The organism is Pseudomonas sp. URMO17WK12:I11, from assembly GCF_007677725.1.
In the GTDB taxonomy this organism is placed as follows: Bacteria; Pseudomonadota; Gammaproteobacteria; order Pseudomonadales; family Pseudomonadaceae; genus Aquipseudomonas.
Genome location: NZ_VEDF01000001.1, coordinates 12,460 through 39,155 on the forward strand (window position 1 = coordinate 12,460; position 26,696 = coordinate 39,155).

At 64.8% G+C, this 26,696-nt stretch carries 17 protein-coding genes; 7 read left to right on the plus strand and 10 right to left on the minus strand.

Annotated elements, in window-relative coordinates; genetic code table 11:
* The first annotated feature begins 11 nt into the window (after window positions 1-11).
* The 5 genes from pepN (at window position 12) to FS665_RS00095 (ending at window position 7,758) form a co-directional block, all read left to right on the plus strand.
* Complete coding sequence (gene pepN / locus FS665_RS00075) at window positions 12-2,669, plus strand: aminopeptidase N (RefSeq protein WP_145181540.1); 2,658 nt, start codon at window positions 12-14, stop codon at window positions 2,667-2,669.
* 226 nt (window positions 2,670-2,895) lie between these two features.
* Complete coding sequence (locus FS665_RS00080) at window positions 2,896-3,918, plus strand: WD40/YVTN/BNR-like repeat-containing protein (RefSeq protein WP_371921208.1); 1,023 nt, start codon at window positions 2,896-2,898, stop codon at window positions 3,916-3,918.
* A complete protein-coding gene (locus FS665_RS00085; protein WP_145181545.1) occupies window positions 3,915-6,311 on the plus strand; it encodes an RND family transporter in 2,397 nt (798 codons plus the stop codon). The genes FS665_RS00080 and FS665_RS00085 overlap by 4 nt, the downstream gene beginning before the upstream one ends.
* A 60-nt stretch (window positions 6,312-6,371) precedes the next feature.
* Window positions 6,372-6,662: a DUF5629 family protein gene (locus FS665_RS00090; protein WP_145181546.1), complete on the plus strand. Its 291-nt coding sequence runs from the start codon at window positions 6,372-6,374 to the stop codon at window positions 6,660-6,662.
* A gap of 4 nt (window positions 6,663-6,666) precedes the next feature.
* A complete protein-coding gene (locus tag FS665_RS00095) occupies window positions 6,667-7,758 on the plus strand; it encodes a lactonase family protein (RefSeq protein WP_371921209.1) in 1,092 nt (363 codons plus the stop codon).
* Between the two features lie 15 nt (window positions 7,759-7,773).
* On the opposite strand, the gene FS665_RS00100 is transcribed toward FS665_RS00095, so the two are convergent.
* Genes FS665_RS00100 through FS665_RS00110 form a run of 3 tightly spaced genes read right to left on the minus strand, consistent with a single transcriptional unit; the run spans window position 7,774 to window position 13,246 of the window.
* Window positions 7,774-8,373, minus strand: coding sequence for a glutathione S-transferase (locus FS665_RS00100; RefSeq protein WP_145181550.1), 600 nt, complete (start codon window positions 8,371-8,373; stop codon window positions 7,774-7,776).
* Window positions 8,370-12,014 (minus strand): AAA family ATPase, encoded by a 3,645-nt coding sequence (locus FS665_RS00105; RefSeq protein ID WP_145181552.1) that lies wholly within the window; start codon window positions 12,012-12,014, stop codon window positions 8,370-8,372. Before FS665_RS00105 ends, FS665_RS00100 begins: the two co-directional genes overlap by 4 nt.
* Window positions 12,011-13,246, minus strand: coding sequence for an exonuclease SbcCD subunit D C-terminal domain-containing protein (locus FS665_RS00110; RefSeq protein WP_145181554.1), 1,236 nt, complete (start codon window positions 13,244-13,246; stop codon window positions 12,011-12,013). Before FS665_RS00110 ends, FS665_RS00105 begins: the two co-directional genes overlap by 4 nt.
* Window positions 13,247-13,479: 233 nt before the next feature.
* Here FS665_RS00110 and FS665_RS23830 point away from each other — a divergent pair, with 233 nt between their 5' ends.
* A complete protein-coding gene (locus tag FS665_RS23830) occupies window positions 13,480-14,142 on the plus strand; it encodes an RHS repeat-associated core domain-containing protein (RefSeq protein WP_145181556.1) in 663 nt (220 codons plus the stop codon).
* Between the two features lie 38 nt (window positions 14,143-14,180).
* Here the strand turns inward: FS665_RS23830 and FS665_RS00120 are convergent, their stop codons facing one another.
* From FS665_RS00120 to FS665_RS00150, 7 genes are all read right to left on the minus strand, one after another.
* The gene (locus tag FS665_RS00120; RefSeq protein WP_145181558.1) at window positions 14,181-15,806 is read right to left on the minus strand and encodes a BatD family protein; all 1,626 of its coding nucleotides are present in this window, start codon (window positions 15,804-15,806) and stop codon (window positions 14,181-14,183) included.
* Window positions 15,803-17,521, minus strand: a complete 1,719-nt coding sequence (locus FS665_RS00125) for a tetratricopeptide repeat protein (protein WP_145181559.1) — start codon at window positions 17,519-17,521, stop codon at window positions 15,803-15,805. The genes FS665_RS00120 and FS665_RS00125 overlap by 4 nt, the downstream gene beginning before the upstream one ends.
* On the minus strand, window positions 17,518-18,594 hold the full coding sequence (locus FS665_RS00130; RefSeq protein ID WP_145181561.1) for a VWA domain-containing protein: 1,077 nt from the start codon (window positions 18,592-18,594) through the stop codon (window positions 17,518-17,520). Before FS665_RS00130 ends, FS665_RS00125 begins: the two co-directional genes overlap by 4 nt.
* On the minus strand, window positions 18,587-19,081 hold the full coding sequence (locus tag FS665_RS00135; RefSeq protein WP_145181563.1) for a DUF4381 domain-containing protein: 495 nt from the start codon (window positions 19,079-19,081) through the stop codon (window positions 18,587-18,589). Before FS665_RS00135 ends, FS665_RS00130 begins: the two co-directional genes overlap by 8 nt.
* Window positions 19,078-20,022, minus strand: coding sequence for a DUF58 domain-containing protein (locus tag FS665_RS00140; RefSeq protein WP_145181565.1), 945 nt, complete (start codon window positions 20,020-20,022; stop codon window positions 19,078-19,080). The genes FS665_RS00135 and FS665_RS00140 overlap by 4 nt, the downstream gene beginning before the upstream one ends.
* Window positions 20,023-20,025: 3 nt before the next feature.
* Window positions 20,026-20,985: a MoxR family ATPase gene (locus tag FS665_RS00145; protein WP_145181567.1), complete on the minus strand. Its 960-nt coding sequence runs from the start codon at window positions 20,983-20,985 to the stop codon at window positions 20,026-20,028.
* A 131-nt stretch (window positions 20,986-21,116) separates the two neighbouring features.
* A complete protein-coding gene (locus FS665_RS00150) occupies window positions 21,117-21,470 on the minus strand; it encodes a hypothetical protein (RefSeq protein WP_145181569.1) in 354 nt (117 codons plus the stop codon).
* 278 nt (window positions 21,471-21,748) lie between these two features.
* Here FS665_RS00150 and FS665_RS00155 point away from each other — a divergent pair, with 278 nt between their 5' ends.
* Window positions 21,749-26,614, plus strand: coding sequence for an NAD-glutamate dehydrogenase (locus tag FS665_RS00155; RefSeq protein ID WP_145181570.1), 4,866 nt, complete (start codon window positions 21,749-21,751; stop codon window positions 26,612-26,614).
* Window positions 26,615-26,696: the final 82 nt, after the last annotated feature.

Genomic DNA, 26,696 nt, shown 5'->3' on the forward strand with positions numbered 1-26,696 from the left:
AGGATCTGCACATGCGTACCGAACAACCGCAAGTGATCTACCTCAAGGATTACCAGGCGCCCGAGTACCTGATCGACGAGACGCACCTGACCTTCGAGCTGTTCGAGGACCACACGCTGGTCCACGCGCAACTGGTGATGCACCGCAACCCGGCGCGCGGCGCCGGCCTGCCGCCCTTGGAGCTCGACGGTCAGCACCTTGAGCTGCTGCGCGCCGCCCTGGACGATCAGCAACTGCAAGCGGGCGACTACCAGCTCGATGCCGACCGCCTGATCGTGCAGCCCAAGGCCGAGCGTTTCACCCTCGATACCAGCGTGAAGATCCACCCCGAGCGCAACACCGCGCTCGAGGGCCTGTACAAGTCGGGCAAGATGTTCTGCACCCAGTGCGAGGCCGAGGGCTTTCGCAAGATCACGTATTACCTCGACCGTCCCGATGTGATGAGCACCTTCACCACCACGGTGATCGCCGAACAACATCGCTACCCGGTGCTGCTGTCCAACGGCAACCCGATCGGCAGCGGCCCGGCCGAAGACGGCCGGCACTGGGCGACCTGGGAAGATCCGTTCAAGAAGCCGGCCTACCTGTTCGCCCTGGTCGCCGGCGACCTGTGGTGCGTGGAAGACCGCTTCACCCGCCAGTCCGGACGCGACGTGACCCTGCGCATCTACGTCGAGCCCGAGAACATCGACAAGTGCGACCACGCCATGGTCAGCCTGAAGAAGTCCATGCGCTGGGACGAAGAAGTCTATGGCCGCGAGTACGACCTCGACATCTTCATGATCGTCGCGGTCAATGATTTCAACATGGGCGCCATGGAAAACAAGGGCCTGAACATCTTCAACTCGAGCTGCGTGCTGGCCCGCGCCGAGACCGCCACCGATGCCGCCCACCAGCGCGTCGAGGCGGTGGTTGCCCATGAGTATTTCCACAACTGGTCGGGCAACCGGGTCACCTGCCGCGACTGGTTCCAGTTGTCGCTCAAGGAAGGCTTCACGGTGTTCCGCGACGCTGAATTCAGTGCCGACATGAACTCGCGCACGGTCAAGCGCATCGAGGACGTCGCCTACCTGCGCACACATCAATTCGCCGAAGACGCAGGGCCGATGGCGCATCCGGTACGCCCGGACAGCTTCATCGAGATTTCCAACTTCTACACCCTGACGGTGTACGAGAAGGGTAGCGAAGTGGTGCGCATGGTGCGCACGCTGCTGGGCGCCGAAGGGTTCCGCAAGGGTAGCGACCTGTACTTCGAGCGCCACGATGGCCAGGCGGTGACCACTGACGACTTCATCAAGGCCATGGAAGACGCCAACGGTGTCGACCTGACGCAGTTCAAGCGCTGGTACAGCCAAGCCGGTACGCCGCGCCTGGAGGTCAGCGAAGCCTACGACGCGGCCGCGCAGACCTACAGCCTGACCTTGCGCCAGAGCTGCCCGCAGACCCCTGACAAAGCCGAAAAATTGCCGTTCGTGATCCCGGTGGAGCTGGGCCTGCTGGATGCCGCCGGGAATGACCTGCCGCTGCAACTGGCTGGCGAGAGCTCGGCTGGCGGCACCAACCGCGTGCTGTCGGTGACCGAAACCGAGCAGACCTTCACCTTCCAGGGCATCGCCGCCAAGCCGCTGCCGTCGTTGCTGCGCGGTTTCAGTGCGCCGGTCAAGCTCAGCTTCCCCTACGACCGCGACCAGTTGATGTTCCTCATGCAGCACGACAGCGACGGTTTCAACCGCTGGGAAGCGGGCCAGCAGCTGTCGGTCCAGGTGCTGCAGGAATTGATCGGCCAGCACCAGCGCGGCGAGGCGCTGAAGCTCGACCAGCGCCTGATCACCGCGCTTGGCACCGTGCTGGGCAACCAGTCGCTGGACCCGGCCATGGTCGCCGAAATGCTCTCGCTGCCAGGTGAGGCCTACCTCACCGAGATCAGCCAGGTGGCCGACGTGGATGCGATCCACGCCGCCCGCGAGTTCGCTCGCCAGCAGATCGCCGAACAGCTGTTCGACGCCCTGTGGGCGCGTTACCAGGCTCACCGTGAGGTGTCGCGCACCACCGCCTACGTGGCCGCCGCCGAACACTTCGCTCGCCGCAGCCTGCAGAACATCGCCCTGTCGTACCTGATGCTGAGCGGCAAGCCGCAGGTGCTGGAGGCGACCCTGGAGCAGTTCGAGCACTGCGACAACATGACCGAGCGCCTGACCGCGCTGGCGGTGCTGGTCAATTCGCCGTTCGAGGCCGAACGTGCCAAGGCGCTGGAAAGCTTCGCCGAGCACTTCAAGGACAACCCGCTGGTCATGGACCAGTGGTTCAGTGTGCAAGCCGCCAGCACGCTGGCGGGCGGGCTGGCGCGGGTCAAGGCGTTGATGCAGCACCCGGCCTTCACCCTGAAGAACCCGAACAAGGTTCGAGCACTGGTGGGTGCATTCGCCGGGCAGAACCTGGTCAACTTCCACGCCGCCGATGGTTCAGGCTATCGCTTCCTGGCCGACCTGGTCATTGAGCTGAATGGGTTGAATCCGCAGATCGCCTCGCGTCAACTGGCACCCCTGACCCGCTGGCGCAAATATGACGCGGCGCGCCAGGCGTTGATGAAGGCCGAGCTGGAGCGGATTCGCGCGTCCGGCGAGCTGTCCAGCGACGTCTACGAAGTGGTCAGCAAGAGCCTCGCCTGAGCCTCAAGCGGCAAGCTGCAAGCTGAAAGCAAAAGCAGATCTGCTTCTGCTTGCAGCTTGCGGCTTGCAGCTCGCCACCCAGGGCGGTTAACAAAACATAACGTGCAGCGCGTTGTCATCGCGCAACGTTCCCCGATACGATCCCTCCAGGCCTCTAACGCAGGCTTTTCACAGCACAGACCCACCAACAAGAACACAACAGGGGATGGTCATGATGGAGCGGGTGATGACGCGGGCCAGGCGTGCGGCCTGGCCGTTGGCGGCCGGCGCGATGCTGGCGCTGGCATTGGGGATGGCAAGCGGGGTGCAGGCCGCGCCAGCCGACGAATATTCGACCGAATCGGCCAAGGCCAGTCAGAGCCTGTTGATCGACGCCGTCCACGCCGGTAAACGGCTCGTGGTGGTGGGCGACCGGGGGCATATCCTGTTTTCGGACGACCAAGGCCACACCTGGACCCAGGCACGTGTGCCGACCCGGCAACTGCTCACCGCAGTGTTCTTCCTCGACGACAAACGCGGCTGGGCCGTCGGTCACGATGCGCAGATCCTCGCCAGCACCGATGGCGGTGCCACCTGGACCAAGCAGTTCGAAGACCTTGCCCGCGAAGCGCCGCTGCTCGACATCACCTTCCTCGACGCCCAGCACGGCTTTGCCGTGGGCGCCTATGGCGCACTGCTGGAAACCCGTGACGGCGGCCAGCATTGGCAAGACGTCGCCGAGCGCCTGGACAACCCTGATCAGTTGCACCTCAATGGCATCAACAAAGTCCGTGATGCGGGTTTGTTCATCGTCGGCGAGCAGGGCGGCATGTTCCGCTCCAGCGACGACGGCCAGACCTGGGACAGCGTCCAGGGCACCTACGAGGGCTCACTGTTCGGTGTGATCGGCACCGCCCAGGCCAATACGCTGCTGGTGTATGGCCTGCGCGGCAACCTGTTCCGCTCCGGCGACTTCGGTGACACCTGGCAGCCCATCGCCCTCACTGCAGCGCGCGGGACGCTCGAATTCGGCCTGGCAGGCGCAACCCTTGCAGACGATGGCAGCCTGATCCTGGTGGGCAACGGTGGCAGCGTGCTGCGCAGCGACGATGATGGTCAGACCTTCAGCATCTACAACCGCAGCGACCGCATCGCCTTGGCCGGTGTCAGTGGCCTGGCCGATGGCGGACTGCTGTTGGTCGGGCAGGGCGGTATTCACCTGGCTGATGCGAAAGGCGCCGATCAGCCTGCCCAGGAGGTGCGTCCATGACCAGCCGGGAGAGCATCGACATGCCGCACAACCAGGACAAGGCGACCCTGCTCGAACGCCTGATCTTCAACAACCGCCCGGTCGTCATCGCCTTGTGCGTGTTGGTCAGCATTTTCCTGTTCTGGCAGGCCACCCAGATACGGCCCTCCACCAGCTTCGAGAAGATGATCCCGCTGGAGCATCCCTTCATCGAGCAGATGATGGAGCACCGCAATGACCTGGCCAACCTGGGCAACACCATCCGCATCTCGGTCGAAGCGGTGGATGGCGACATCTTCGACAAGCACTACATGGAAACCCTGCGCCAGATCCATGACGAGGTGTTCTACATCCCCGGTGTCGACCGCGCCGGCCTCAAGTCGCTGTGGAGTCCCAGCGTGCGCTGGAGCGAGGTGACCGAAGAGGGTTTCTCTGGCGGTGAAGTCATCCCCAATACCTACGACGGCTCCCAGCAAAGTCTCGATACCTTGCGCGACAACGTGCTCAAGTCGGGCCAGGTCGGCCGTCTGGTGGGCAACAACTTCAGGTCCAGCATCGTCGATGTGCCGCTGCTGGAAAGCTTCCCCGACCCGCAGGACCCCGGCAAGCAGGTCAAGCTGGATTACCAGCAGTTTTCCCACCAACTGGAAGAAAAGATCCGCGACAAGTTCCAGGCGCAGAACCCCAACGTGAAAATCCACATCGTCGGCTTCGCCAAGAAGGTCGGCGACCTGATCGACGGCCTGGTGATGGTGGCAATGTTCTTCGGCGTGGCCCTGATCATCACCTGGATCCTGCTGTACTGGTTCACCTGGTGCATCCGCAGCACCGTCGCCGTGCTCATCACCACCCTGGTCGCGGTGGTCTGGCAGCTGGGCCTGATGCATGCGGTCGGCTTCGGTCTGGATCCCTACTCGATGCTGGTGCCGTTTCTGATATTCGCCATTGGCATCTCCCACGGTGTACAGAAGATCAACGGCATCGCCTTGCAGTCCAGTGACGCCGACAACGCCCTGACTGCGGCGCGGCGCACCTTCCGCCAGTTGTTCCTGCCGGGCATGATCGCCATTCTGGCCGATGCCGTAGGCTTCATCACCTTGCTGATCATCGACATCGGCGTGATCCGCGAACTGGCCATCGGCGCTTCGATCGGCGTAGCGGTGATCGTCTTCACCAACCTGATCCTGCTGCCGGTGGCGATCTCCTACGTCGGCATCAGCAAGAAAGCCATCGAGCGCAGCAAGAAAGACGCGACCCGCGAGCATCCGTTCTGGCGCCTGCTGTCGAACTTCGCCAGCGCCAAGGTCGCGCCGGTGTCCATTGCCCTGGCCCTGATCGCTTTTGCTGGCGGCCTGTGGTACAGCCAGAACCTCAAGATCGGCGACCTCGACCAGGGCGCGCCGGAGCTGCGTCCGGATTCGCGCTACAACCAGGACAACAACTTCATCATCAGCAATTATTCGACCAGTTCCGATGTGCTGGTGATCATGGTCAAGACGCCGCCTGAGAGCTGCTCGATTCACTCGACCATGGCGCCGATCGACGAGCTGATGTGGACCATGCAGAACACCCCCGGGGTGCAATCGGCGATCTCACTGGTCACGGTGTCCAAGCAAGTGATCAAGGGTATGAACGAGGGCAACCTGAAGTGGGAAACCCTGTCGCGCAACCCGGACATCCTCAACAATTCCATCGCCCGTGCCGACGGCCTGTACAACGGCGACTGTTCACTGGCGCCGGTGCTGGTGTTCCTCAACGACCACAAGGCCGAAACCCTGGAGCGCGTCACGGCAGCAGCCAAGGCGTTCGCCGACAGCCACAACAAGGACGGCTTGCAGTTCCTCCTGGCAGCGGGCAACGCCGGTATCGAGGCGGCCACCAACGAGGTGATCAAGTCGGCCGAGCTGACCATCCTGATATTGGTGTACATCTGCGTGGCGGTGATGTGCATGATCACCTTCCGCTCATTCGCCGCTACCCTGTGCATCGTCCTGCCATTGGTGCTGACCTCGGTGCTGGGCAACGCGCTGATGGCGTTCATGGGCATTGGCGTCAAGGTCGCTACCTTGCCAGTGGTGGCCTTGGGCGTGGGGATCGGGGTGGACTACGGCATTTACATCTACAGCCGCCTGGAAAGCTTCCTGCGTGCCGGCCTGCCGTTGCAGGAAGCCTATTACCAGACCCTGCGCTCGACCGGCAAGGCGGTGCTGTTCACCGGTCTGTGCCTGGCGATCGGCGTCTGCACCTGGATCTTCTCGGCCATCAAGTTCCAGGCCGACATGGGCTTGATGCTGACCTTCATGCTGCTGTGGAACATGTTCGGTGCGTTGTGGCTGTTGCCGGCCCTGGCGCGGTTCCTGATCAAGCCTGAAAAGATGGCCGGCAAGCAGGGCGGTTCGATCTTCGCCCACTGACTGCACGTGCTTGCCAATGAGCCGGCTATACTGCCGGCTCATTTTTTTCACGGTATCGCCATGTCTCCTCTCGCCACTGCGCTCGCCTCCTGCGACATGCTCCTGATCGATGGCCTGCACGCCTTCGACTTCACCTGCGACGAATCCGGCCTCAGCATCGAGTGCATGGACGGCCGCCAACTGCGGCGCTGGTCGTTTACCCCCGAGCAGATCGCTGCCGCCGTTGGCGAGCACGACCAATGGCAACTCGCCGATGAACAGGGCGAGCATCGGCTAGTCTGTATGAGTGCCTTTCGCGCCCCGGATGAAGATGATGAAGAAGTGGACCCAAACCTGCCTGCTGAGCGTTAGCCTGATGAGTACGATGATCCCCGCGCAGGCTGCAACCTTGCTGGTGGGCAGCTACACCTATGGCCAGAGCCAGGGCATCTACCGCTACCAGTTCGACAGCAAGCGCGGCAAGATCGAGCCGACGCCGCTGCAGGTGGTCAAGAGTGTCAGCCCGTCGTGGCTGGTGCTGTCGGCCGACCAGCGCCAGCTGTTCAGTGTCAATGAAACACCCGACGGCAAGGTGAGCAGTTTCAGCCTCAGCAGCAACGGCGAGATCAAGCCGCTCAACCAGGTCGGCAGCCGCGGCGACGAGCCCACCCACGCCAGCCTCAGCCGCGATCAGCGTTACCTGTTCGTCGCCAACTATGCCGTTGCGCCCGATCCGGGTGGCAGTCTGGTGGTGATTCCGGTGGCCAAGGACGGCACGCTCAAGCCAGCGGTCCAGCAGCTGCGCCATACGCCCAGCGGCGTGAACCCCGAACGCCAGGCCAGCGCCCATGTGCACTCGTTGGTGCTCTCACCCGATGGCCAGCATGTCTATGCCAGCGACCTGGGCGCTGACAAGGTGTTCATCTACCGCTATGACGGAGCCAGTGCCGATCGCCCGTTGAGCCCTGCCATCCCGGCTTCGGTCGACTTGCCGCCAGGCAGCGGGCCGCGCCATCTGTTGTTCGATGCCAAGGGACGCCATGCTTACCTGACCCTCGAGATGAGTGGCGAAGTCGTCATGTTCGAGGTCAAGGACGACGCCCTGCAGCAGCGTCAGCGCCTGGCCTTGACCGACCAGGCGGATGCGGCTGCCAAGGCGTCCGGTGGCCTGCACCTCTCGGCGGATGGGCGGTTCCTGTACGTCAGCAACCGCGGCACGGCCAACGAAATCGTGGTGTTCAGCGTAGGCCAGGACGATGGCCAGCTGACCCTGTTGCAACGGCGCACGGTCGAGGGCGATCATCCCCGCGAGTTCGCCCTGGATCCCACCGATCATTTCGTCCTGGTAGCCAACCAGAAGAGCAACCAGATCGTCGTCATGCGCCGTGATCCGCGCACCGGCAAACTGGGGGAGACGGTACAGACCTTCAATCAGCCAGCACCGTCGGATTTGAAGTTTCTCGACTGAGTCGGCCTGCGCCCGTCACTGGGGTTTCGCCATCACCGCGGTGAACAGGGGCGAGGCCAACCAGGCCTGCAACCAGCCGCGCAAGCGCGGGTAGGGGGCCTGGGCGAACCACTGCGGTTCCACCCCGGCGAATTGGCGCATCAACGGCAGCAGCGCTGCGTCGGCCAGGCTGGGATGCTCGGCCAGCAGGTAGGGGTGCGCCGCCAACAGCTGCTCCAGTTCCGCCAGCCAGGCTTCTGCCTGCTGGCGGTAAAACCCGCGGCTGTGCTGGGGGTGGCGCTCGGCATACTTGTAGAGGTTCACCTGCGCCTTGAACGTGCTGTCGTTGCGCGCGATCAGCGCATCACCTTGTTGCGCTGCCTGCGGGTCGCCGGTCAAGCGCCAGTCCTGCGGGTCGTTGCATGCCAGCGCCCAGCGCATGATATCCAGGCTTTCCTCAAGAACTTCGGTGCCGGTGTCGAGCACCGGCACCGTGCCCTTGGGCGAGAGGGCCAGCAAGTGCGCCGGCTTGTTCTTCATCGCCACCTCGCGAATCTCGACCTCACAGCCGGCGTAGCGCAGCGCCAGGCGCGCGCGCATGGCCCACGGACAGCGGCGGAACGAATAGAGGATCATCCACACACCTGTACATCGCTCAGGCCGTTGCCTTGACGGCGCACCTGGATCTGCACCGGAATACGCTCATGCATCTCCTGCACGTGAGAGATCACCGCGACCTTGCGGCCTTGGGCCTGCAGGCCGTCCAGCGCGTCCATGGCCAACTGCAGCGACTCCGGGTCCAGGCTGCCGAAGCCTTCATCGATGAACAGCGACTCGATGCGCAGGGTGCTCGACGCCATCGACGCCAGGCCCAGGGCCAATGCCAGGGAAACCAGGAAGGTCTCGCCACCCGACAGCGAATGCACCGAGCGCAGCTCATCGCCCATCTCGGTATCCAGCACCAGCAGGCCCAGGGCGCTGCCGCCGCGTTTGAGGCGATAGCGGCGGGCCAGCTGGCGCAGTTGCGTATTGGCATGGTGCAGCAGCAGATCGAGGTTATAGCCCTGGGCGATCTTGCGGAACACATCACCCGACGCTGAGCCGATCAGCGCGTTCAGTCGCGCCCAACGTTGCCACTGCTGATTGGCCTGTTCGATGTGCGCCGCCAGTTCCTCGCTGGCTTGCTGTCGGCGCTGATCATCGGCTTGTTGGGCGCGCAGTTCGGCGCAGTGCTGCTCTTGGCTGGCGAGCCGCTCACCCAGCGCGAGCAGTGCCTGTTCGAGGTCTTCGACCGAAGCTTCGACGTTCATCTGGGCCGCATGTTGCTGCACGCGCTGCTCGCGCTCCGCGAGCAGCACACGGCCTTGCTCGATGGCTCTTTCGGCGCCCTGCAGGTGCTGGCGCAAGGTGACCATCTGCTGCTCATCGATAGCCAGCAGCCGATCGAGCCCGGCGTCATCGAGCTCAGGATGCGCTGCACGCCATCGCTCGATGTCGCCCTGTAGCTGCTGGCACTCAGCGCCCAGCGCTTGCAGTTGCTGGGTGTTGGCCTTGAGCTCGCTGCTCAGCTGTACGCCGTCGGTCTGCAGCGCTTGCAGGCGCTGGGCGGTATCGGCCTCCAAGGCGCGGGCCTGCTCGAGCTGGCTGTCCAGGTGCAGCTGCCAGGCGTCTGCGCTGGGCTGCTCGCCCAGCAACTCGGCAAGCGACGCCTGGGCGTGCTGGCGCTGGACGTCGAGTGTGGCCAGCTGCTGCTGCAGCTGCTGCAGCTGCTGATCGCGGGCCTGCTGTCGATCGCGCAGCTTGTCCAACTGCAGCTGGCGGGCCTGTTGCTCTTGGGCTTCGTCACGGCGCTGCTGCAACTGCTGCAGGCGCTGGGCAATCTGCTGATCGAGGGCCAGAAACGCGGTGGTAGGATCGTTGCTCAGCGCGTCGAGGACATCGGCCGGCAATACCTCTGCCAGATCGGCCAGCCCGCGCTCGAGCTGCTGCTGATCGCTGGCCAAGGCTTGATGCTGCTGCTCGAGTTGGCGCTGCGCCTGCTGCTGCGCTTGCTCTGCTGCCTGCAGCTGCTGAGCCAGGCGCGCGGCGTCTTTTTGCAAGGTGAGCAGGGCGCTTTGGCGTTTTTCGTCCGCGCCGATCTCTTCGTCAAGGCGCCGCAGCTGGCTATCGAGCCAGGCGTTGCGGCCCTGGTCATCCTGCGTGGCGAGGGCAGGCCAGAGGCTGTGAGCCTGCAATTGCGAGGTCGCCGCCTGCAACTGCTCGCTCAGGTGCTGCTGATGCTGCTGGGCATCCTTGAGCTGGGCGTTGACCACGCCCAATTGGGTGCGCAGTTCGACCAAGTTGCCGTTGAGCGTTTGCACCTGCTGCTGCGCCGCCTGCTCTTCGGCCTGGTCGTGTCGGCCAAGGCTCTGCAGCAACGCTTCAGGTTGATGAAACGGGTGCTCGGCGCTGCCGCACACCGGGCACGGTTCGCCATCGCGCAACTGGCTGCGCAGTTCTTCGACACTGGTGTTGCGCGCCAGGCGCTGGCGTTCCAGCAGCTGGCGCGTGAGCTTGAGGGCCTGCTCGGCCGTCTCGAGCTCGGCCTTGGCCGCGGTGCCTTGGGCGATCAGCTGCTTACGTTGCTGCATGCCCTGCTGCTGGCGCTGCTGCAGGGCGTCGAGCTGCTGGCGCAGTTCGAGTTCGCGCCCATGCAGGCGCGAAGCCTCTTCGACGGCGCGATGCTGCTTGCGGTTGTCCTGCAGCATGCTGCCCAGCAGGTCGATCTGTTCGGCCAGCGCTTGCGGTTCGGCCTTGGCCTCGCGAAACAGCACATCGAGTTGGTCGCGCTGGGCCTGCCACTGGGCATTGGCCTGGCTGGCGCGCGCTTGCAGGCTCGGCAGTTCCTCGCGACCCTTGGCCAGGCGGCCGCCCACCAGCATTACCTGTTTGAGCTGCGGCAGATAGGCTTGCCAGGCGTTGGCCAGTTCCGCCAGGTGCTGGCTGTCGGCCAGGGCGGTGTCGATCTGCAACAGCTGCTGTTCGCTGCGCTGTTGTTGCTGTTCGGTGCCCTGCACGTGCTGCTGAGCCTCGGCCAGTGTCGCCTGCGCCTGCTCGACGCTGCTGCGCTGGCTCGCCAGCTCCTGCTCCAGACGCGCCAGCGTGTCCTGCGTGGCGAAGGCCTGACGCAGCCGTGGCGCGTTTTCGCCCTGCATGGCCTGGCACTGCGCCAGGGCTGCGCGGGCGGTTATCAGCGCCTGTTCCGATTCGTGGCTCTGGCCTTGCAGCGTGGTGAGCAGGCGCTGCTGCTCGGCAATGTGCGCGGCCAAGGGCGTCATTTGCGCGGTGAGCACCTGCTGGCGATGGAACTGATGACGCTGCGGGGCAAGCCGTTCCAGGCGCTGCAAGTCGGTGCGCTGTTCGGCCAATTGCTGCCATTGCTGCTCGGCCGCGTGCAAGGCTGCTTGTGCTTCGCTGAGCTGGGCGTGCAATTGGCGTCGTTGCTCGAGCCACGTGCGTTGCGCCTGCAACTGGCGCTCGCCGGCCTGGTCGGCCTTGAATTGCTGTTGCGCCTGCTCCAGGCGCTGATCGAGCTCGGCGCGGGCCTCAGGCGGCATCGGCAGCAGATGACTGGCGCGCTCCTTGAGGGCGCTGTGCGCCTCTCCAGCCTCGCGGCTCTTGCTGAAGGCGCGCTGGCCGAGGCGGGTATAGATGGCCGTGTTGGTGAGCTTTTCCAGCAATTCGCTGCGGTCTTTGTCATCGGCCTTGAGAAACGCGCTGAATTCGCTCTGGGCGAGCATCACCGCCCGGGTGAACTGCTCGAAGTTCAGGCCCAGGCGCGCTTCGATCAGCTGCTTGTACTCCTGCTTGCCACTGCCCAGCAGTTGTTCACTGTCCAGGTCGTACAGGCTCTGACGGCTCAGTTGCAGCTTGCCGCTGGCCTTGTCACGCGCTCGGTTGGCTTCCCAACGCGCGCGGTAGCGGTGGCCGTCGATGCCGACGAAGTCGACCTCGGCAAACCCGTTGCCAGTGCCGCGGCGCAGCAAGTTGCGTGGGTCGGAGGTGGGAATGTCGCCCTCGGCGTCCGGCACCTTGGCTTCACGGCCGATGGCGTTGAGCCGTGGCACCGTGCCGAACAGGGCCAGGCACAAGGCATCGAGCAGGGTGCTCTTGCCGGCGCCGGTGGGGCCGGTGATGGCGAACAGCCCGGCACTGGCCAGCGGTTCGGCAGTGAAGTCGATGTCCACTGGGCCGGCGAGTGAGGCCAGGTTCTTCAGGCGGATGGCGAGAATCTTCATGGCTGCTCCTCCTGCAACTGGACGTCTTGCAGCAACAAGGCGAAGTCGGCCAGTGTTTGTTCATCCACTGGGTTGCCGTAAGCCTGCTCCCAGGCTCGGCTGAATAGGTCCTGCGGGGTCATCTGCGCCAGTTCGACGAACTCCAGCGCCTGCTCGCCAAGGCCCGCGCCGGCATACTCGGCGCTGATGCGCACCAGGCGCACCGCCTTGCCCTGCAGCGCCGCTTCGATCTGCTGACGCAGGTCTGGTTGTGGCTCATCCAGGCGCACCCGGACTTCGAGCCAGGGCTGGCGGTTGGGGTCCTCGAGCAGATCGACCACCGGCAGCTCGGCCAGTTGTTCGAGCAGCTCGCCCAGTGGCGCGGGCCCGAGGCGCTGCAGCGCGACGGCACGGGGCACCGGGCGGGCTTCGACGCTGAGCAGTTCACTGCCTTGCAGCTCCACCTCCAGCACCTGATGCGGGTAATTGATCTCGGCGAACGACAGCGGGATCGGCGAGCCGCTGTAGCGGATACGGCTCTCGCGGTTGACCTTCTGCGGCTTGTGCAGATGGCCGAGGGCGACATAGCTGATGGCTGGGTCGAACAGCTTGGCCGGCAACGCTTCGGCATTGCCAATGATCAGGCTGCGTTCGGAGTCCTCGGACACCGCACCGCCAGCCATGTGCGCATGGCTGATGGCGATCAGTGCCTGGTCCTTCTTGCGCTTTTGCAGCGCCGCGCCAATAAGCTGCTGGTGCACCTGGGTGATGCCTTGCAGGTAATCATCGCCCAGCAGCGGCCCAGTGACTTCCGCCGGCCGCAGGAAGGGCAGGGCCAGGCACCAGGCGGCGACCTTGCCGCGACCATTGGTCAGCGGGATCAGCAGGCGCTCGGCATCCAGTCGGCCTTCATCCAGCCAATGCACCCGGCCCAGCGCGTGGGTCCGCAAGCGGCGCATGAGCGCGGCGGGCAATTCGATGCGCGAGCCGGAATCGTGGTTGCCGGCGATCATCACGATGTCCAGCTTGGGCTGCTGCTCGTGGGCCTGGACAATGAACTCGTACAGCCGCTCCTGGGCTTTGACCGGCGGGTTGACCGTGTCGAAGATGTCGCCTGCGATCAGCAGCGCGTCAGGCTGGCGCAGCTGTAGCTGGCCCAGCAGCCAGTCGAGAAAGCAGGCGTGTTCGAAGTCGCGCTCCTGGCCGTGTAGGCTTTGGCCCAGGTGCCAGTCGGAGGTGTGAAACAGACGCATGGAGAACCTGTTGGAAGAGCCGGTTTAGTGGGGCGCTATGGTAGCGCAAGTGGGCAGGGAGGAAATTGTGAGATGCCCCTTCGAGGAGGCCTTGGGCTCGACGACACCGGATTTTGGCTCAAGGCTGACCTGGTCCACCTAGCATTTTCATCAGTTGTACAGCACTGTGCAGTGGCGCCAGAATCATTTTGGAAGCACCAGCGGTTCCTTAGTCAACCTGTACGAGGCCTGCTATGGCGACACAAGCGTATTCGGTATACGGATACACCTGCGCACTTTGGACGACACTCGGCTTCACTGGCGAGCTACTGTCCGTCGAAGTAGCGAAGTATTTCCTGGGTAACGGGTATCGCGCGCTCAGCCCAGTGCTGATGCGGTTTCTGTCTGCGGACAACGCAAGCCCTTTTGGGGCAGGAGGGATCAATTGCTATGGCTACTGTTCGAATGATCCAGTCAATCAGGTGGATCCTGACGGGCATATGCCTCGGCCAGTCCTCGGCCCCCCTGCCAACAGGCCTGCTGCCCCGCCTTTCGTCGCGTCTCGCCCCGCGCCTTTCGCTCGTTCAATTCCTGTCAGTGGCGCTGCTCACTTCTCCACAATGCATCCGCCCAAAACAATAAAGCCTTTCGTCGATGCTGCACGAGTGGGCGCTTATAACGAACTGGGTTCTGCAGCGGTCAACGCGGAGCTGGGGGGGGCTCCGCTCGATGCCAAGCAGTTACATCAAGCACCCCTGCAATTTTTGATGCGCCTGGCAACTGAAAAGCAAAACATGATCAGTCCGCAGAATACCCCTCTGATGTACGCACTGTTAGCTGAGAAGTGGCGCCCGCTTGTGAAGCAGAACCAGTTAGGTGATGTGGAAGTGATCAGACAAGGCACAGAGTGGCTATAAGCAGTTGTTGCAGGCGGCGCTGCAAGTCGACATTGTCGTCATTTCGGATAGAGCGGCGGCAAGCTGCCGCCCTCACTGACCGGCAGCTCGACCTGCTCGGCGGGCGGAATGGTGCCGATTGCCCGCCACAGGTCCTCGCCTTGCCAGTACTGCCCGCTTTCGCTGTACAGCGCCCCGTTCAGGCCATCCAGTGCATCGGACAGCGGCACGAAGCGCGCGGCCATCTCGGCCAGCGTCTGCGGTTGCTGGCGCGCCCAGGCATCGAGCGCCTGACGTGTGGCTTGCGGGTCGTTAGCCTGGCAGGCGCGCTTGAGGTCGTCGAGCAGCGTGCGCGGGCTCGGCCCGCTGTGCGCGGCGCGCAACACCGCCGGCTGCGAGCGGGCGCGCCACCATAGGCCAAAGCCCAGCAGCGTGGTCAGGGCCAGCAGCAGGGTGGCCAGCTGCCACGGCCAGAGCAGGGACGGCGTGCCGCTGCTGTCGCCCACCGGCGCCTGCGCGCTCAATGCCGGGTTGTCCTGCACGTTCAGGGTGCGCGCTGGCAAGCTGCTGTGCTCCAGGTGATCCTCCCGGGTGTTCCACCAGGTCACTTCCAGCGATGGCAGGGCCAGTGCGCCGCTGTGCACCGGCACCAGCGCTTCGCGTTCCTCGCGGTTGGCGGTCATGCCGCGCTCGCTGATTTCGTTGCGCAGCAGCGGTTGGTCCGGGTAGCGCCGCAAGCCGGCGATTTCGGTGGCCGGCAACTGCGGCAACTGGGTGCTCGACAGGCCCTCGGCGCGCAGCGTGACGCGGCGGGTCAACGAGTCGCCGATCTGCGGTTGCTGGCTTGCTGGGTCGGGGCTCCAGTGCTCCTCCAGGCTCAGGCCGCGGGCCGGTAGCCAGGGCGCGTTGGCCGGCCACGCTGGCGGAATCGGCCGCACCGTCAGGCGCAGCGGCAGCGAGCGGACTTGCACCTGCCGGCCCACGCGCGAGCTGCCGGCGGGTTGTTGGGCCGTGTCGGCGGCGGTGGCCGTGAAGGTCAGCGACGGCACATCGAGGCTGCCGCTCTGCTGCGGATACAGCGCATAGCGGGTTTCGATCACCCCATGGCGCACGCCGTTGATTTCCTTCTCGTAGGTGCGCGATTCACCCAGCGGTTCGACCTTGGCGTTGTCCAGCTGCAGGGGGCTGAGGTTGCTGTCGTCGTACAGCGACACCGAGTGATAGATACGCAGGGTCAGGACAGCCTGGGCCTGGACGTAGACTTCCTGCGTATCGAGCGTTGCCTCGATGAAGACTTGCGAGGCGCTGTCCGCACGGCTGGGGTCGGCCTGCATCACCTGCAAGTCGATGGCCTGGCTGCGCGATTGCCCCAGCTGCAACTCGGGGATGCGCAGGCTGCCACTGCGCCGTGGCAGCAGCGTGATGATCCAGCGGGTGCTGGCACGGGTTTCACCATCGAGGGTGTGCAGGCTGTTCAGCTGGCGTGTACCGCGAACCTCGAAATCGCCTTCGAGCGCGCTCAGGTCGGGCTTGCCGAACTGCGTGACGTCCTGGCTTTCGAGCGTCAACTCGAGGGATTCGCCGGCCTCTACGCGGGTGCGGTCGACGCTGGCCTGCAGGGTCGGGAGCGCCTGGGCCATCAAGGTCCATAGCAGGCTCAAGAGAAAGACGCCGAGGCGACTCATGGTGGGGTTCCCTGTTGCAATTGCTGTTCATACCAGAATTTGCGCCGCAGCAACTGCGCCGGGTTGTCTGGGATCTCGCGCAACCATTGTTCCAGCGCCTGGCGCTGTTCGGCGTCGAGGCTGGTCGAGGCCGGGCGCTGCGGCGGCTGGGTGAGGCTGTCATCGTCGCCGGCCTGGTTACCCGGCGCGCCCTGGCTCTTGCCATTGCCGTCGCCAGCCTGTTCGGCATTGGCCGCGCTTTGCTCGCCTGGACTGCCAGGCGCGGCACTGCTGGCCGAGCTGCTGTTGCCATCGGTGTCATTGCCGGGCGAACCTTGGGCGTCGCCGTTGGCCGGTTGCTCCTGTGCCTCGCCCTGACGCTGCAGCAGCAGTTGCTCGACCAAGGCCTGGTTGGCCAACGCCGGTTGTAGATCGGGTTGGCGCTCCAGCGCCTGCTCATAGGCATCCAGCGCCGCTTCCAGTTCACCGCTGCGGGCCAGGGCATTGCCCCGATTGTAGTGCGCGGCGGCGCTGTCGGTCTGCGCGAACGCCTCGGCGGCTCTTGTATAGTCACCGGCCTGGTACAGCGCCACACCACGCCATTGCGGATCGTGAAAGCGCTCGGCTGCCCGGGCCGGTTGCTGTTGCGACAGCAGGCGCTGGCCTTGCTGATCGGGGCGTAGCCACAGGTCTGCGAGTTCAAAGGCCTGGCTTGGCTGCGGCAGGGCCAGCAGCAATGGCAGGCAGAACAGCCAGCCGCGACGTCCGGCACAGGCCGCCAGCAGCAGCAGCGGCAACAGCAGCCAATAGCCTTGGTCGGCCCAGCTGTCCAGTTGCAGGGTCTGCCCGGCGTCGCGCAATTGGCGCGGGTTATCGAACAGGCCCAGGCCGCGCAGGTCGAGGTCATCGAGGCGGGCATGGCGGTAACGACCGCCGGTGGCATTGACGAAGGCTTTGAGCCCAGCGCCGTCGAGGCGGGGCACGAGGATGTCACCTTGATCATCCTTGAGGTATTCACCATTGGCCTGGCGTACGGGGGCGCCGTCACTGGTGCCGATGCCCAGCATCAATAGGCTCGGTCCATGGCGCCCCAGGGCCTGGCTGATGCCCTGCCGCTCGCCTGCGCTGAGCGCCGAGGCGACCAGCAGCAAGCGGCCCTGGCCCAGGCCACTCTGGGCCAGCAGCGCCAGGCCCTTCTGCACCGCCAGATCGGCGCGTTGGCCTGCCTTGGGCATGATCGATGGGTCGATCGACTCCAGCAGGTTGCGCGTGGTGCCCAGGTCATCGGACAGCGGCACCACCGTATGTGCGCTGCCGGCGTAGACGATCAGCGCAGTCTGGCTATCGCGGCGGTGTTCGAGCAGGTCGAGGATCTTGCGCCGGGCCTGTTGCAGGCGATTGGGGGCGACGTCCTCGGCGAGCATCTGCGGGGTCAACTCCAGCAGAATCACCAGCGGGTCAGCCGGGCGCTGGCGGGTTTCTTCCAGGCGCTGCCAGCTGGGTCCGAGCAGCGCCAGCACGATCAGCAGCCAGGCCAGCCCCAGGGCGACCCACGGCAGTTTGTTCTGGTTGCCGCTACCACCGCCCAGCAGCACCGGGTGGAACGCCACCGGCAGAATCACCTGCCAGCGCCCGGCGCGTTTGCGGCGGTGCCAGAGCTTGAACAGCAGCCAGCCCAGCAGCGGCACAGCCAGCAGCCACAGCGGGCGCAACCATTGCGGCCACAGGTCGATCATCGCCGCCTCCGCAGGCGCAGGCGTTTGAGACGCTGCCGCCATTCTGGATGGGGTTGCAGGAAGCGGGGCTTGCGCATGGCCTTGAGCAGCAGGTTGTCCGGCCACTGCACCGCCGCCACCAGCAGCACACTGAGCAGCAGGGCCAGGGCCAGCGGCCAGGCGTACAGTGCCTTGGCCGTGCGCGCCTGGGTCGGCTGCTGGGCGACCGGCTCGAGGCGATCGAGGGTGTTGCCGATCGCATCCAGTTCGGCGCCGTCGTGGGCCCGGAAGTAAGCGCCCTGGGTGATGTCGGCGATCTCCTTGAGCGAGGCTTCGTCCAGGTCCAGGCTCGGGTTCAGCCCAAGCAAGCCCGGGGTGCCGCTGGCTTCGGGGTTGGCGCCGATGCCGATGGTGTAGATGCGCACGCCTTCCTGGGCCGCCAGGCGGGCAGCGGTCAGCGGGTGAATCTGCCCGCCGTTGTTCGCGCCATCGGTGATCAACACCAGCACCCGGCTTTGCGCCGGCCGTTCGCGCAGGCGTTTGACCGCCAGGCCGATGGCGTCGCCGATCGCCGTGTTCTTGCCAGCGATGCCGATCTGCGCCTGATCGAGGAAGGTGCGCACGGTACGCCGGTCAAAGGTCAGCGGGGCTTGCAGGTACGCCTGGCTGCCGAACAGGATCAGGCCGACCCGGTCGCCTTTGCGCTCCTGCAGAAAATCGCCCAGCAGCGCCTTGACCAGGTCCAGGCGGCTGATGTCCTCGTCATGCCACTGCATGTCGGGAAAGTCCATCGAGCCTGAGACATCCACCGCCACCATCAGGTCGCGACCGCTGGCGGCCACCGGCACCGGCTCGCCCAGCCACTGCGGGCGCGCTGCAGCCACCAGCAATAGCAGCCAGATCAGCACGTACGGCGCCTGTTGGCGCAAAGTCGGCAAGTTCAGGCGAGCACGGCGCCCGGCCAGGCCTTCGAGCTCGTCGAGAAAGCCCACCTTGAGCACCGGCTCGCCACTGTCGGCAGCGGGCAGCAGCAGGCGTGCCAGCCAGGGCAGGGGAAGCAGCACGAAGATCCATGGCCAGGCCAATTCAAACATGTTTGCGAATCCAGGTTTCCACCGCCTGGCTGAGCCCGGCGATGGCCTTGTCGTCCAGCTTGCACTCGGGCTTGTAGGCGCCCTCGACCAGTACCATCCAGCGAGTCAGGCCAGCGGCCGGGCAGCGGTTGTCGAGAAACGCCAGCCACTGCCGACCGTTGAGCGTATGGCTGTTGGCGCCGGGGTAATGATTACGGCACAGGCGCTTGAGCAATGCATTGATCTGTTGCAGCCAAGCGCCGGCCGGCGCCCCGTCGAAGGGGCGGGGCAGGCGGGCAAGCTCGGCCAAGGCTTCGGCGCGCACCGGGTCGAGCGGCAACTCGCTGCGCACCACTGGGCGCTTGCCAGGGCGCCAGCGCCGCAGCCGCCACAGCCCCCAGCCCAGCACCGGCAACAGCGCCAGCAGCAACCACCAGCCCGGTGCCGGCGGCCAGAGGCCGATCGGCGCTGGCTCGATCAGGGGTTGCAGTTGGTCCAACGGGTTCATTGGGCATTGCCCGGGCGCTGGGCGTTGAGGTATTCGCGCAGCTGTTCGAGCATCTCGCTCTGGGTGCTCAGCGGCATCAGCAGTACCCGCAGCTTCTGCGCCATCAGCTCCCAGCGCTCGACGCGCGCTTCGGCCTGTTGCCGGTAGGCCTGGCGCAGACTGGCATCGAGGGTATCGAGCTCCAGCTGTGCACCGCGCTGGGCGAAACGCAGCAGGCCGGCCGCGGGCAGCGCATGGTCGAGGGGGTCGGACACCGGCATCAGCAGCAGGTCGCAGTGGCGCGAAAGCATGGCCAAGTGCTGTTCGGCCTGGGCACTCAAGGAACGCTCGTCACAAATGACGATGGCCAGGCTGCCGGGGCGCAGCACCTCGCGCGCCCGGCGCAGGGCTAGGCCGAGGCTGTCGGCCTGAGGCGTGGCTTCGGTGTGCAAGGCCTGATTGACCTTGGCCAGACGGTTGAGCAGCTGCAGCAAACTTTGCTTGCTGCGCCGTGGCTTGATCTCGTGGTGTTCGTTGTCGCCAAACACCAAGCCGCCGATCCGGTCGTTGTGGCCCAGCGCGGCCCAGCCGAACAACGCGGCCGCCTGGGCGACCAGCACCGACTTGAATACCTGGCCGGAGCCGAAGAACAGGCGCTGGCTCTGCTCGACAAGGATGAAGATCGGCCGCTCGCGCTCTTCATGGAACAACTTGGTGTGCGGTTCCTGGGTGCGCGCGGTGACCCGCCAGTCGATGTTGCGCACATCGTCGCCAGCTTGGTAAACCCGCACCTGGTCGAAGTCCACGCCGCGCCCACGCAGCTTGGAATGGTGCAGGCCCACCAGCGGGCTGCGCTGGCCGGGCCGTGAAAACAGCTGGATTTCGCGCACGCGGTGGCGCATGTCGATCAGCTCGGCCAGGCCGATGCGGATGCCGGGTTCGGCCTGCGGGCGAGTGGGCATGGCTCAGGCGACGGCAACGACGTCGAGGATGCGCTGGACCACGCGGTCCTGGTCGACGCCTGCTGCTTCGGCTTCGAACGACAGGATGATGCGGTGGCGCAGTACGTCGAACAGCACCGCCTGGATGTCCTCGGGGCTGACGAAGTCGCGCCCGGCCAGCCAGGCGTGGGCGCGCGCGCAGCGATCCAAGGCGATCGAACCGCGTGGGCTGGCGCCGTAGGCGATCCAGTCGGCCAACTCGGCATCGAACTTGGCCGGCGTGCGCGTGGCCATGACCAGTTGCACCAGGTATTCCTCCACCGCGTCGGCCATGTACAGGCCAAGGATTTCCTTGCGCGCAGCGAAGATCGCCTGCTGGCTGACACGGCGCTCGGGCTTGACCTCGCCACCCAGGGCTTCGCCACGGGCCTGGGCGAGGATGCGTCGCTCCACGGCCGCGTCGGGAAAGCCCATCTTCACATGCATCAGGAAGCGGTCCAGTTGTGCCTCGGGCAGTGGGTAGGTGCCTTCCTGCTCGATGGGGTTCTGCGTCGCCATCACCAGGAACAGCGGCGACAGGTCGTAGGTGCTGCGCCCGACACTGACCTGACGTTCGGCCATGGCCTCGAGCAGCGCGGACTGCACCTTCGCCGGCGCCCGGTTGATCTCGTCGGCCAGGACCAGGTTGTGAAAGATCGGCCCCTGCTGGAACACGAAGCTGCCGGTTTCCGGACGGTAGATCTCGGTACCGGTGATGTCGGCTGGGAGCAGGTCGGGGGTGAACTGGATGCGGTGAAACTGCGCCTCGATGCCTTCTGCCAGCTCTTTGATGGCCTTGGTCTTGGCCAATCCCGGCGCGCCCTCGACCAACATGTGGCCGTCCGCCAGGAGCACGATCAGCAGCCGCTCGACCAGTTTCTCCTGGCCTAGGATCTGGGAGGAAAGAAAGGTGCGTAGCGCATTGAGCGCTTCACGGTGTTCCATCGGCGACGGTTCCTGGGTCTGCGCCAGGGTGCGGGCAGCCTGGCAGGGGAGCCTACTTTAATCTATCCGCGATGCCGCGTCGAAATCTGCGCGTGACCTTTGCCGGGTTGCCTGCCGGCGGTCGAGCGTGCTTATAGCTCGCTGACGAACGTGCCGGTGCCGTCGAGAATGTTGCGCAAGGTCAGCGCTACCTCCTCAAGGTCGGTCGCCGCCGAGGTCAGGAGGATCTCCAGGGTTTCATCACCCTTGAGCGCATCGCGATCACCGGCCGCCACCTCGATCAGCAGCCGCTGGGCGCTCAAGGTCGCTTTCAAGCCGTCCAGCGTCGAGGGCTCATCGTCCAGGGTCAGGTCCACGGTGTCCTCGTCGGGGTAGCGGGTGAGCAGGAACATCTGCCCCTTGTCGCTGTGGCAGCACAGCGTCGCCATGTTGTCTTCCTCATCATCGCAAGGGGTGGCGAACAGCACGGCGGTGTGGATTTGCATGGCTACGACTCGGGTTTTCTGTGATGGGAGGGAATTCTGACAGCCTTGCGGGCATCCATAAACGTAAAGTTGCCAGCCCTTGACCGAAATTGTCGCAGCCTCGCAAGCGGTAATGACCGCTCAGTCGTTAAGCTTCGGCGAGCCCTGAACGTGCCTGGCACGCTCAACGTCTGGTTTTTCACCGTTCGCCCTGGCACGGCTTGGCTATCGTTGACCCGTGACCATGGCGCACGCGCGCGACGCTTCAACTATTACAAAGCCCAAGCGGAGTACCACAGATGGCGTTCTTCACCGCAGCCAGCAAAGCCGACTTCCAGCATCAACTGCAAGCGGTCCTGGCCCAGCACATCAGCGAACAGTCCCTGCCACAAGTGGCACTGTTCGCCGAGCAGTTCTTCGGCATCATCCCTCTGGACGAACTCACGCAGCGCAGGCTCTCTGACCTGGCCGGTTGCACCCTGTCGGCCTGGCGCATCGTCGAGCGCTTCGACCCCGAGCACCCGCAGGTCCGGGTCTACAACCCCGACTATGAACGCAACGGCTGGCAGTCGACCCACAGCGTGGTCGAAGTGCTGCACCACGACCTGCCGTTTCTGGTCGACTCCGTACGCACCGAGCTGAACCGTCGCGGCTACAGCATTCACACCCTGCAGACCACGGTGCTGAGCGTGCGCCGTGGCGCCGATGGCCAATTGCTCGAGCTGCTGCCCAAGGGCAGCCAGGGCGAGGGTGTTGCCCATGAATCGCTGATGTACCTGGAAATCGACCGCACCGCCAATGCCGCCGAGCTGAACGTGTTGGCCCGCGAGATCGAGCAGGTGCTGGCCGAAGTGCGCGTGGCAGTCGCCGATTTCGAACCGATGAAGGCCAAGCTGCGTGAAGTCGTCGCGCTGGTGGAAGACACCGCCTACGGCCCGGCCCAGCATGAGAAGGGCGAGGTTAAGGCGTTCCTCGAGTGGCTGCTGGACAACCACTTCACCTTCCTCGGCTATGAAGAATTCACCGTCCAGGCCGACAGCGCCGGCGGCCAGATGGTGTATGACGAACAGTCCTTCCTGGGCCTGCCACGGCGCCTGCGCGCAGGCCTGACGGCCGAAGAACTGCGTATCGAAGACTACGCCGTAGCCTACCTCAACGAGCCGTTGCTGTTGTCGTTCGCCAAGGCCGCACTGCCCAGCCGCGTGCATCGTCCGGGCTATCCGGACTACGTGTCGATCCGCCAGCTCGACAGCGCCGGCAAGGTCATCAAGGAACATCGCTTCATGGGCCTGTACACCTCCACGGTGTACGGCGAAAGCGTGCACGCCATCCCCTACATCCGCGTCAAGGTCGCCGAGGTCGAGCGCCGCTCCGGGTTCGACGCCAAGGCGCACCTGGGCAAGGAGCTGGCCCAGGTGCTTGAAGTGCTGCCGCGTGACGACCTGTTCCAGACCCCGGTCGATGAGCTGTACACCACGGTCATGGCCATTGTGCAGATTCAGGAACGCAACAAGATTCGCGTCTTCCTGCGCAAGGATCCCTACGGGCGCTTCTGCTACTGCCTGGCCTACGTGCCGCGCGAGATCTACTCCACCGAGGTCCGGCAGAAGATCCAGCAGGTGCTGATGGAGCGCCTGAAAGCCAGCGATTGCGAGTTCTGGACATTCTTCTCCGAGTCGGTGTTGGCGCGCGTGCAGCTGATTCTGCGGGTCGACCCGAAAAACCGTATCGACATCGACCCTCAGCAGCTGGAAAAAGAAGTCATCCAGGCCTGCCGTTCCTGGCAGGACGACTACTCGGCGCTGGTCGTCGAGAACTTTGGCGAGGCCCAGGGCACCAACATCCTCGCTGGTTTCCCCAAAGGCTTCCCGGCCGGTTACCGCGAGCGCTTCCCGGCGCATTCGGCCGTGGTCGACCTGCAGCACGTGGTTGCACTGTCCGACAGCAAACCACTGGCGATGAGCTTCTACCAGCCGCTGACCCGCCTGGGTGAGCGCCTGCTGCACTGCAAGCTGTACCATGCCGACACGCCGCTGGCCTTGTCGGACGTGCTGCCGATCCTGGAAAACCTGGGCTTGCGCGTGCTTGGCGAATTCCCCTACCGGCTGCGCCACGCCAATGGCCGCGAGTACTGGATCCATGACTTCGCCTTTACCTACAGCGAAGGCCTGGACCTGGATATCCAGCAGCTCAACGACACCCTGCAAGATGCCTTCATCCATATCGTCCAGGGCGACGCCGAGAACGACGCGTTCAACCGCCTGGTGCTCACTGCCGGCCTGCCGTGGCGCGATGTGGCGCTGCTGCGCGCCTATGCGCGCTACCTCAAGCAGATCCGCCTGGGCTTCGACCTGGGCTACATCGCCAGTACCCTGAACAACCACACCGATATCGCTCGCGAGTTGACGCGGCTGTTCAAGACCCGTTTCTACCTGGCGCGCAAACTGACCAACGACGACCTGGACGACAAGCAGCAGCGTCTGGAGCAGGCGATCCTCAATGCCCTGGACGAGGTCCAGGTGCTCAACGAAGACCGCATCCTGCGCCGCTACCTGGACCTGATCAAGGCCACCTTGCGCACCAACTTCTACCAGCCTGACGCCAACGGCCAGAGCAAGTCGTACTTCAGCTTCAAGTTCAACCCGCGGTTGATCCCGGAGCTGCCCAAGCCGGTGCCCAAGTTCGAGATCTTCGTCTACTCGCCACGGGTCGAGGGCGTGCACCTGCGCTTCGGCAATGTTGCCCGTGGTGGTTTGCGCTGGTCGGACCGTGAAGAGGACTACCGCACCGAAGTGCTGGGTCTGGTCAAGGCCCAGCAGGTGAAGAACTCGGTGATCGTGCCGGTCGGTGCCAAAGGCGGCTTCCTGCCACGGCGCCTGCCACTGGGCGGCAGCCGCGACGAAATCGCCGCCGAAGGCGTGGCGTGCTACCGCATCTTCATCTCCGGCTTGCTCGACATCACCGACAACCTCAAGGAAGGCGGCGTGGTGCCGCCGGCCAACGTGGTGCGGCATGACGATGACGATCCGTACCTGGTGGTCGCCGCCGACAAAGGCACCGCGACCTTCTCCGACATCGCCAACGGCATCGCCATCGACTACGGCTTCTGGCTCGGTGATGCCTTCGCTTCCGGCGGTTCGGCCGGTTACGACCACAAGAAGATGGGCATCACGGCCCGCGGTGCCTGGGTTGGCGTGCAGCGCCATTTCCGCGAGCGCGGCATCAACGTGCAACGAGACCCGATCACCGTGATCGGCGTCGGCGACATGGCCGGTGACGTGTTCGGCAACGGCTTGCTGATGTCCGACAAGTTGCAACTGGTGGCGGCCTTCAACCACCTGCACATCTTCATCGACCCTAATCCGGATCCGGCCACCAGCTTCGCCGAACGCAAGCGCCTGTTCGACCTGCCGCGCTCGGCCTGGACCGACTACGACAGCAGCATCATGTCCGAGGGCGGGGGTATTTTCCCGCGCAGCGCCAAGAGCATTGCCATCAGCCCGCAGATGAAGCAGCGCTTCGCCATCGAAGCCGATCGGCTGACCCCGACCGAACTGCTGCACGCACTGCTCAAGGCCCCGGTCGACCTGCTCTGGAACGGCGGCATCGGCACCTATGTCAAGGCCAGCAGCGAAAGCCACGCCGATGTCGGCGACAAGGCCAACGACGCGTTGCGCGTCAATGGCAATGAGCTGCGGTGCAAAGTGGTGGGCGAGGGCGGCAACCTCGGGATGACCCAGCTCGGCCGCGTCGAGTTCGGCCTCAATGGCGGCGCCACCAACACCGACTTCATCGACAACGCCGGTGGCGTGGACTGCTCCGACCACGAGGTCAACATCAAGATCCTGCTCAACGAAGTGGTGCAGGGTGGTGACATGACCGAGAAGCAGCGCAACCAGCTGCTGGGCAGCATGACCGACGAAGTCGGCGCCCTGGTGCTGGGCAACAACTACAAGCAGACCCAGGCGCTGTCGCTGGCGCACCGCCGTGCCCGCGAACGCATCGCCGAATACAAGCGCCTGATGGCTGACCTCGAAGGCCGAGGCAAGCTCGACCGCGCCATCGAGTTCCTGCCTTCGGAAGAGCAGTTGGCCGAGCGCCTGGCGGCAGGCCATGGCCTGACCCGTGCCGAGCTGTCGGTACTGATCTCCTACAGCAAGATCGACCTCAAGGAACAGTTGCTCAAGTCGCAGGTACCGGACGACGACTACCTGACCCGCGACATGGAAACCGCGTTCCCGCCGTCACTGGTCAGCAAGTTCGCCGAGGCCATGCGTCGCCACCGCCTCAAGCGTGAGATCGTCAGCACCCAGATCGCCAACGACCTGGTCAACAACATGGGCATCACCTTCGTGCAGCGGCTCAAGGAGTCCACGGGCATGAGCCCGGCCAATGTCGCCGGGGCCTATGTGATCGTGCGCGACATCTTCCATTTGCCGCACTGGTTCCGCCAGATCGAGTCCCTGGACTATCAGGTGCCCGCAGAAATTCAGCTGACCCTGATGGACGAGCTGATGCGCCTGGGCCGCCGCGCCACCCGCTGGTTCCTGCGCAGCCGCCGCAACGAGCAGGATGCCGGTCGCGACAGCGCGCACTTTGGGCCGAAGATCGCGCAGTTGGGCCTGAAGCTCGACGAGCTGCTCGAAGGCCCGACTCGCGAGCGCTGGATGGTGCGCTATCAGAGCTTCGTCGATGCCGGTGTGCCTGAGTTGCTGGCGCGCATGGTGGCCGGCACTACCCACCTGTACACGCTGCTGCCGATCATCGAAGCCTCGGATGTCACCGGCCATGACCCGGCGCAGGTGGCCAAGGCGTTCTTCGCCGTTGGCAGCGCCCTGGACCTGACCTGGTATCTGCAGGAGATCAGCAACCTGCCGGTGGAGAACAACTGGCAGGCCCTGGCCCGTGAGGCGTTCCGCGACGACATCGACTTGCAGCAGCGTGCCATCACCATCTCTGTCCTGCAGATGGCCGACGCCCCGCAGGACATGGACGCGCGCGTGGCCTTGTGGGCCGAGCAGCACCGGGTGATGGTCGAGCGCTGGCGCGCCATGCTCGATGACCTGCGCAACGCCACGGGCAATGACTACGCGATGTACGCAGTGGCCAACCGCGAGCTGGTCGACCTGGCGATGAGCGGGCAGGCGGCGGTCGTGCCTTCCTGAGCCATTGGCAGCTAGCTGCCGATGGCTAGCTGCACGCTGCAAGCTGACCCTGTGGGTTTTGCTTGCAGCTTGCAGCTTGCCG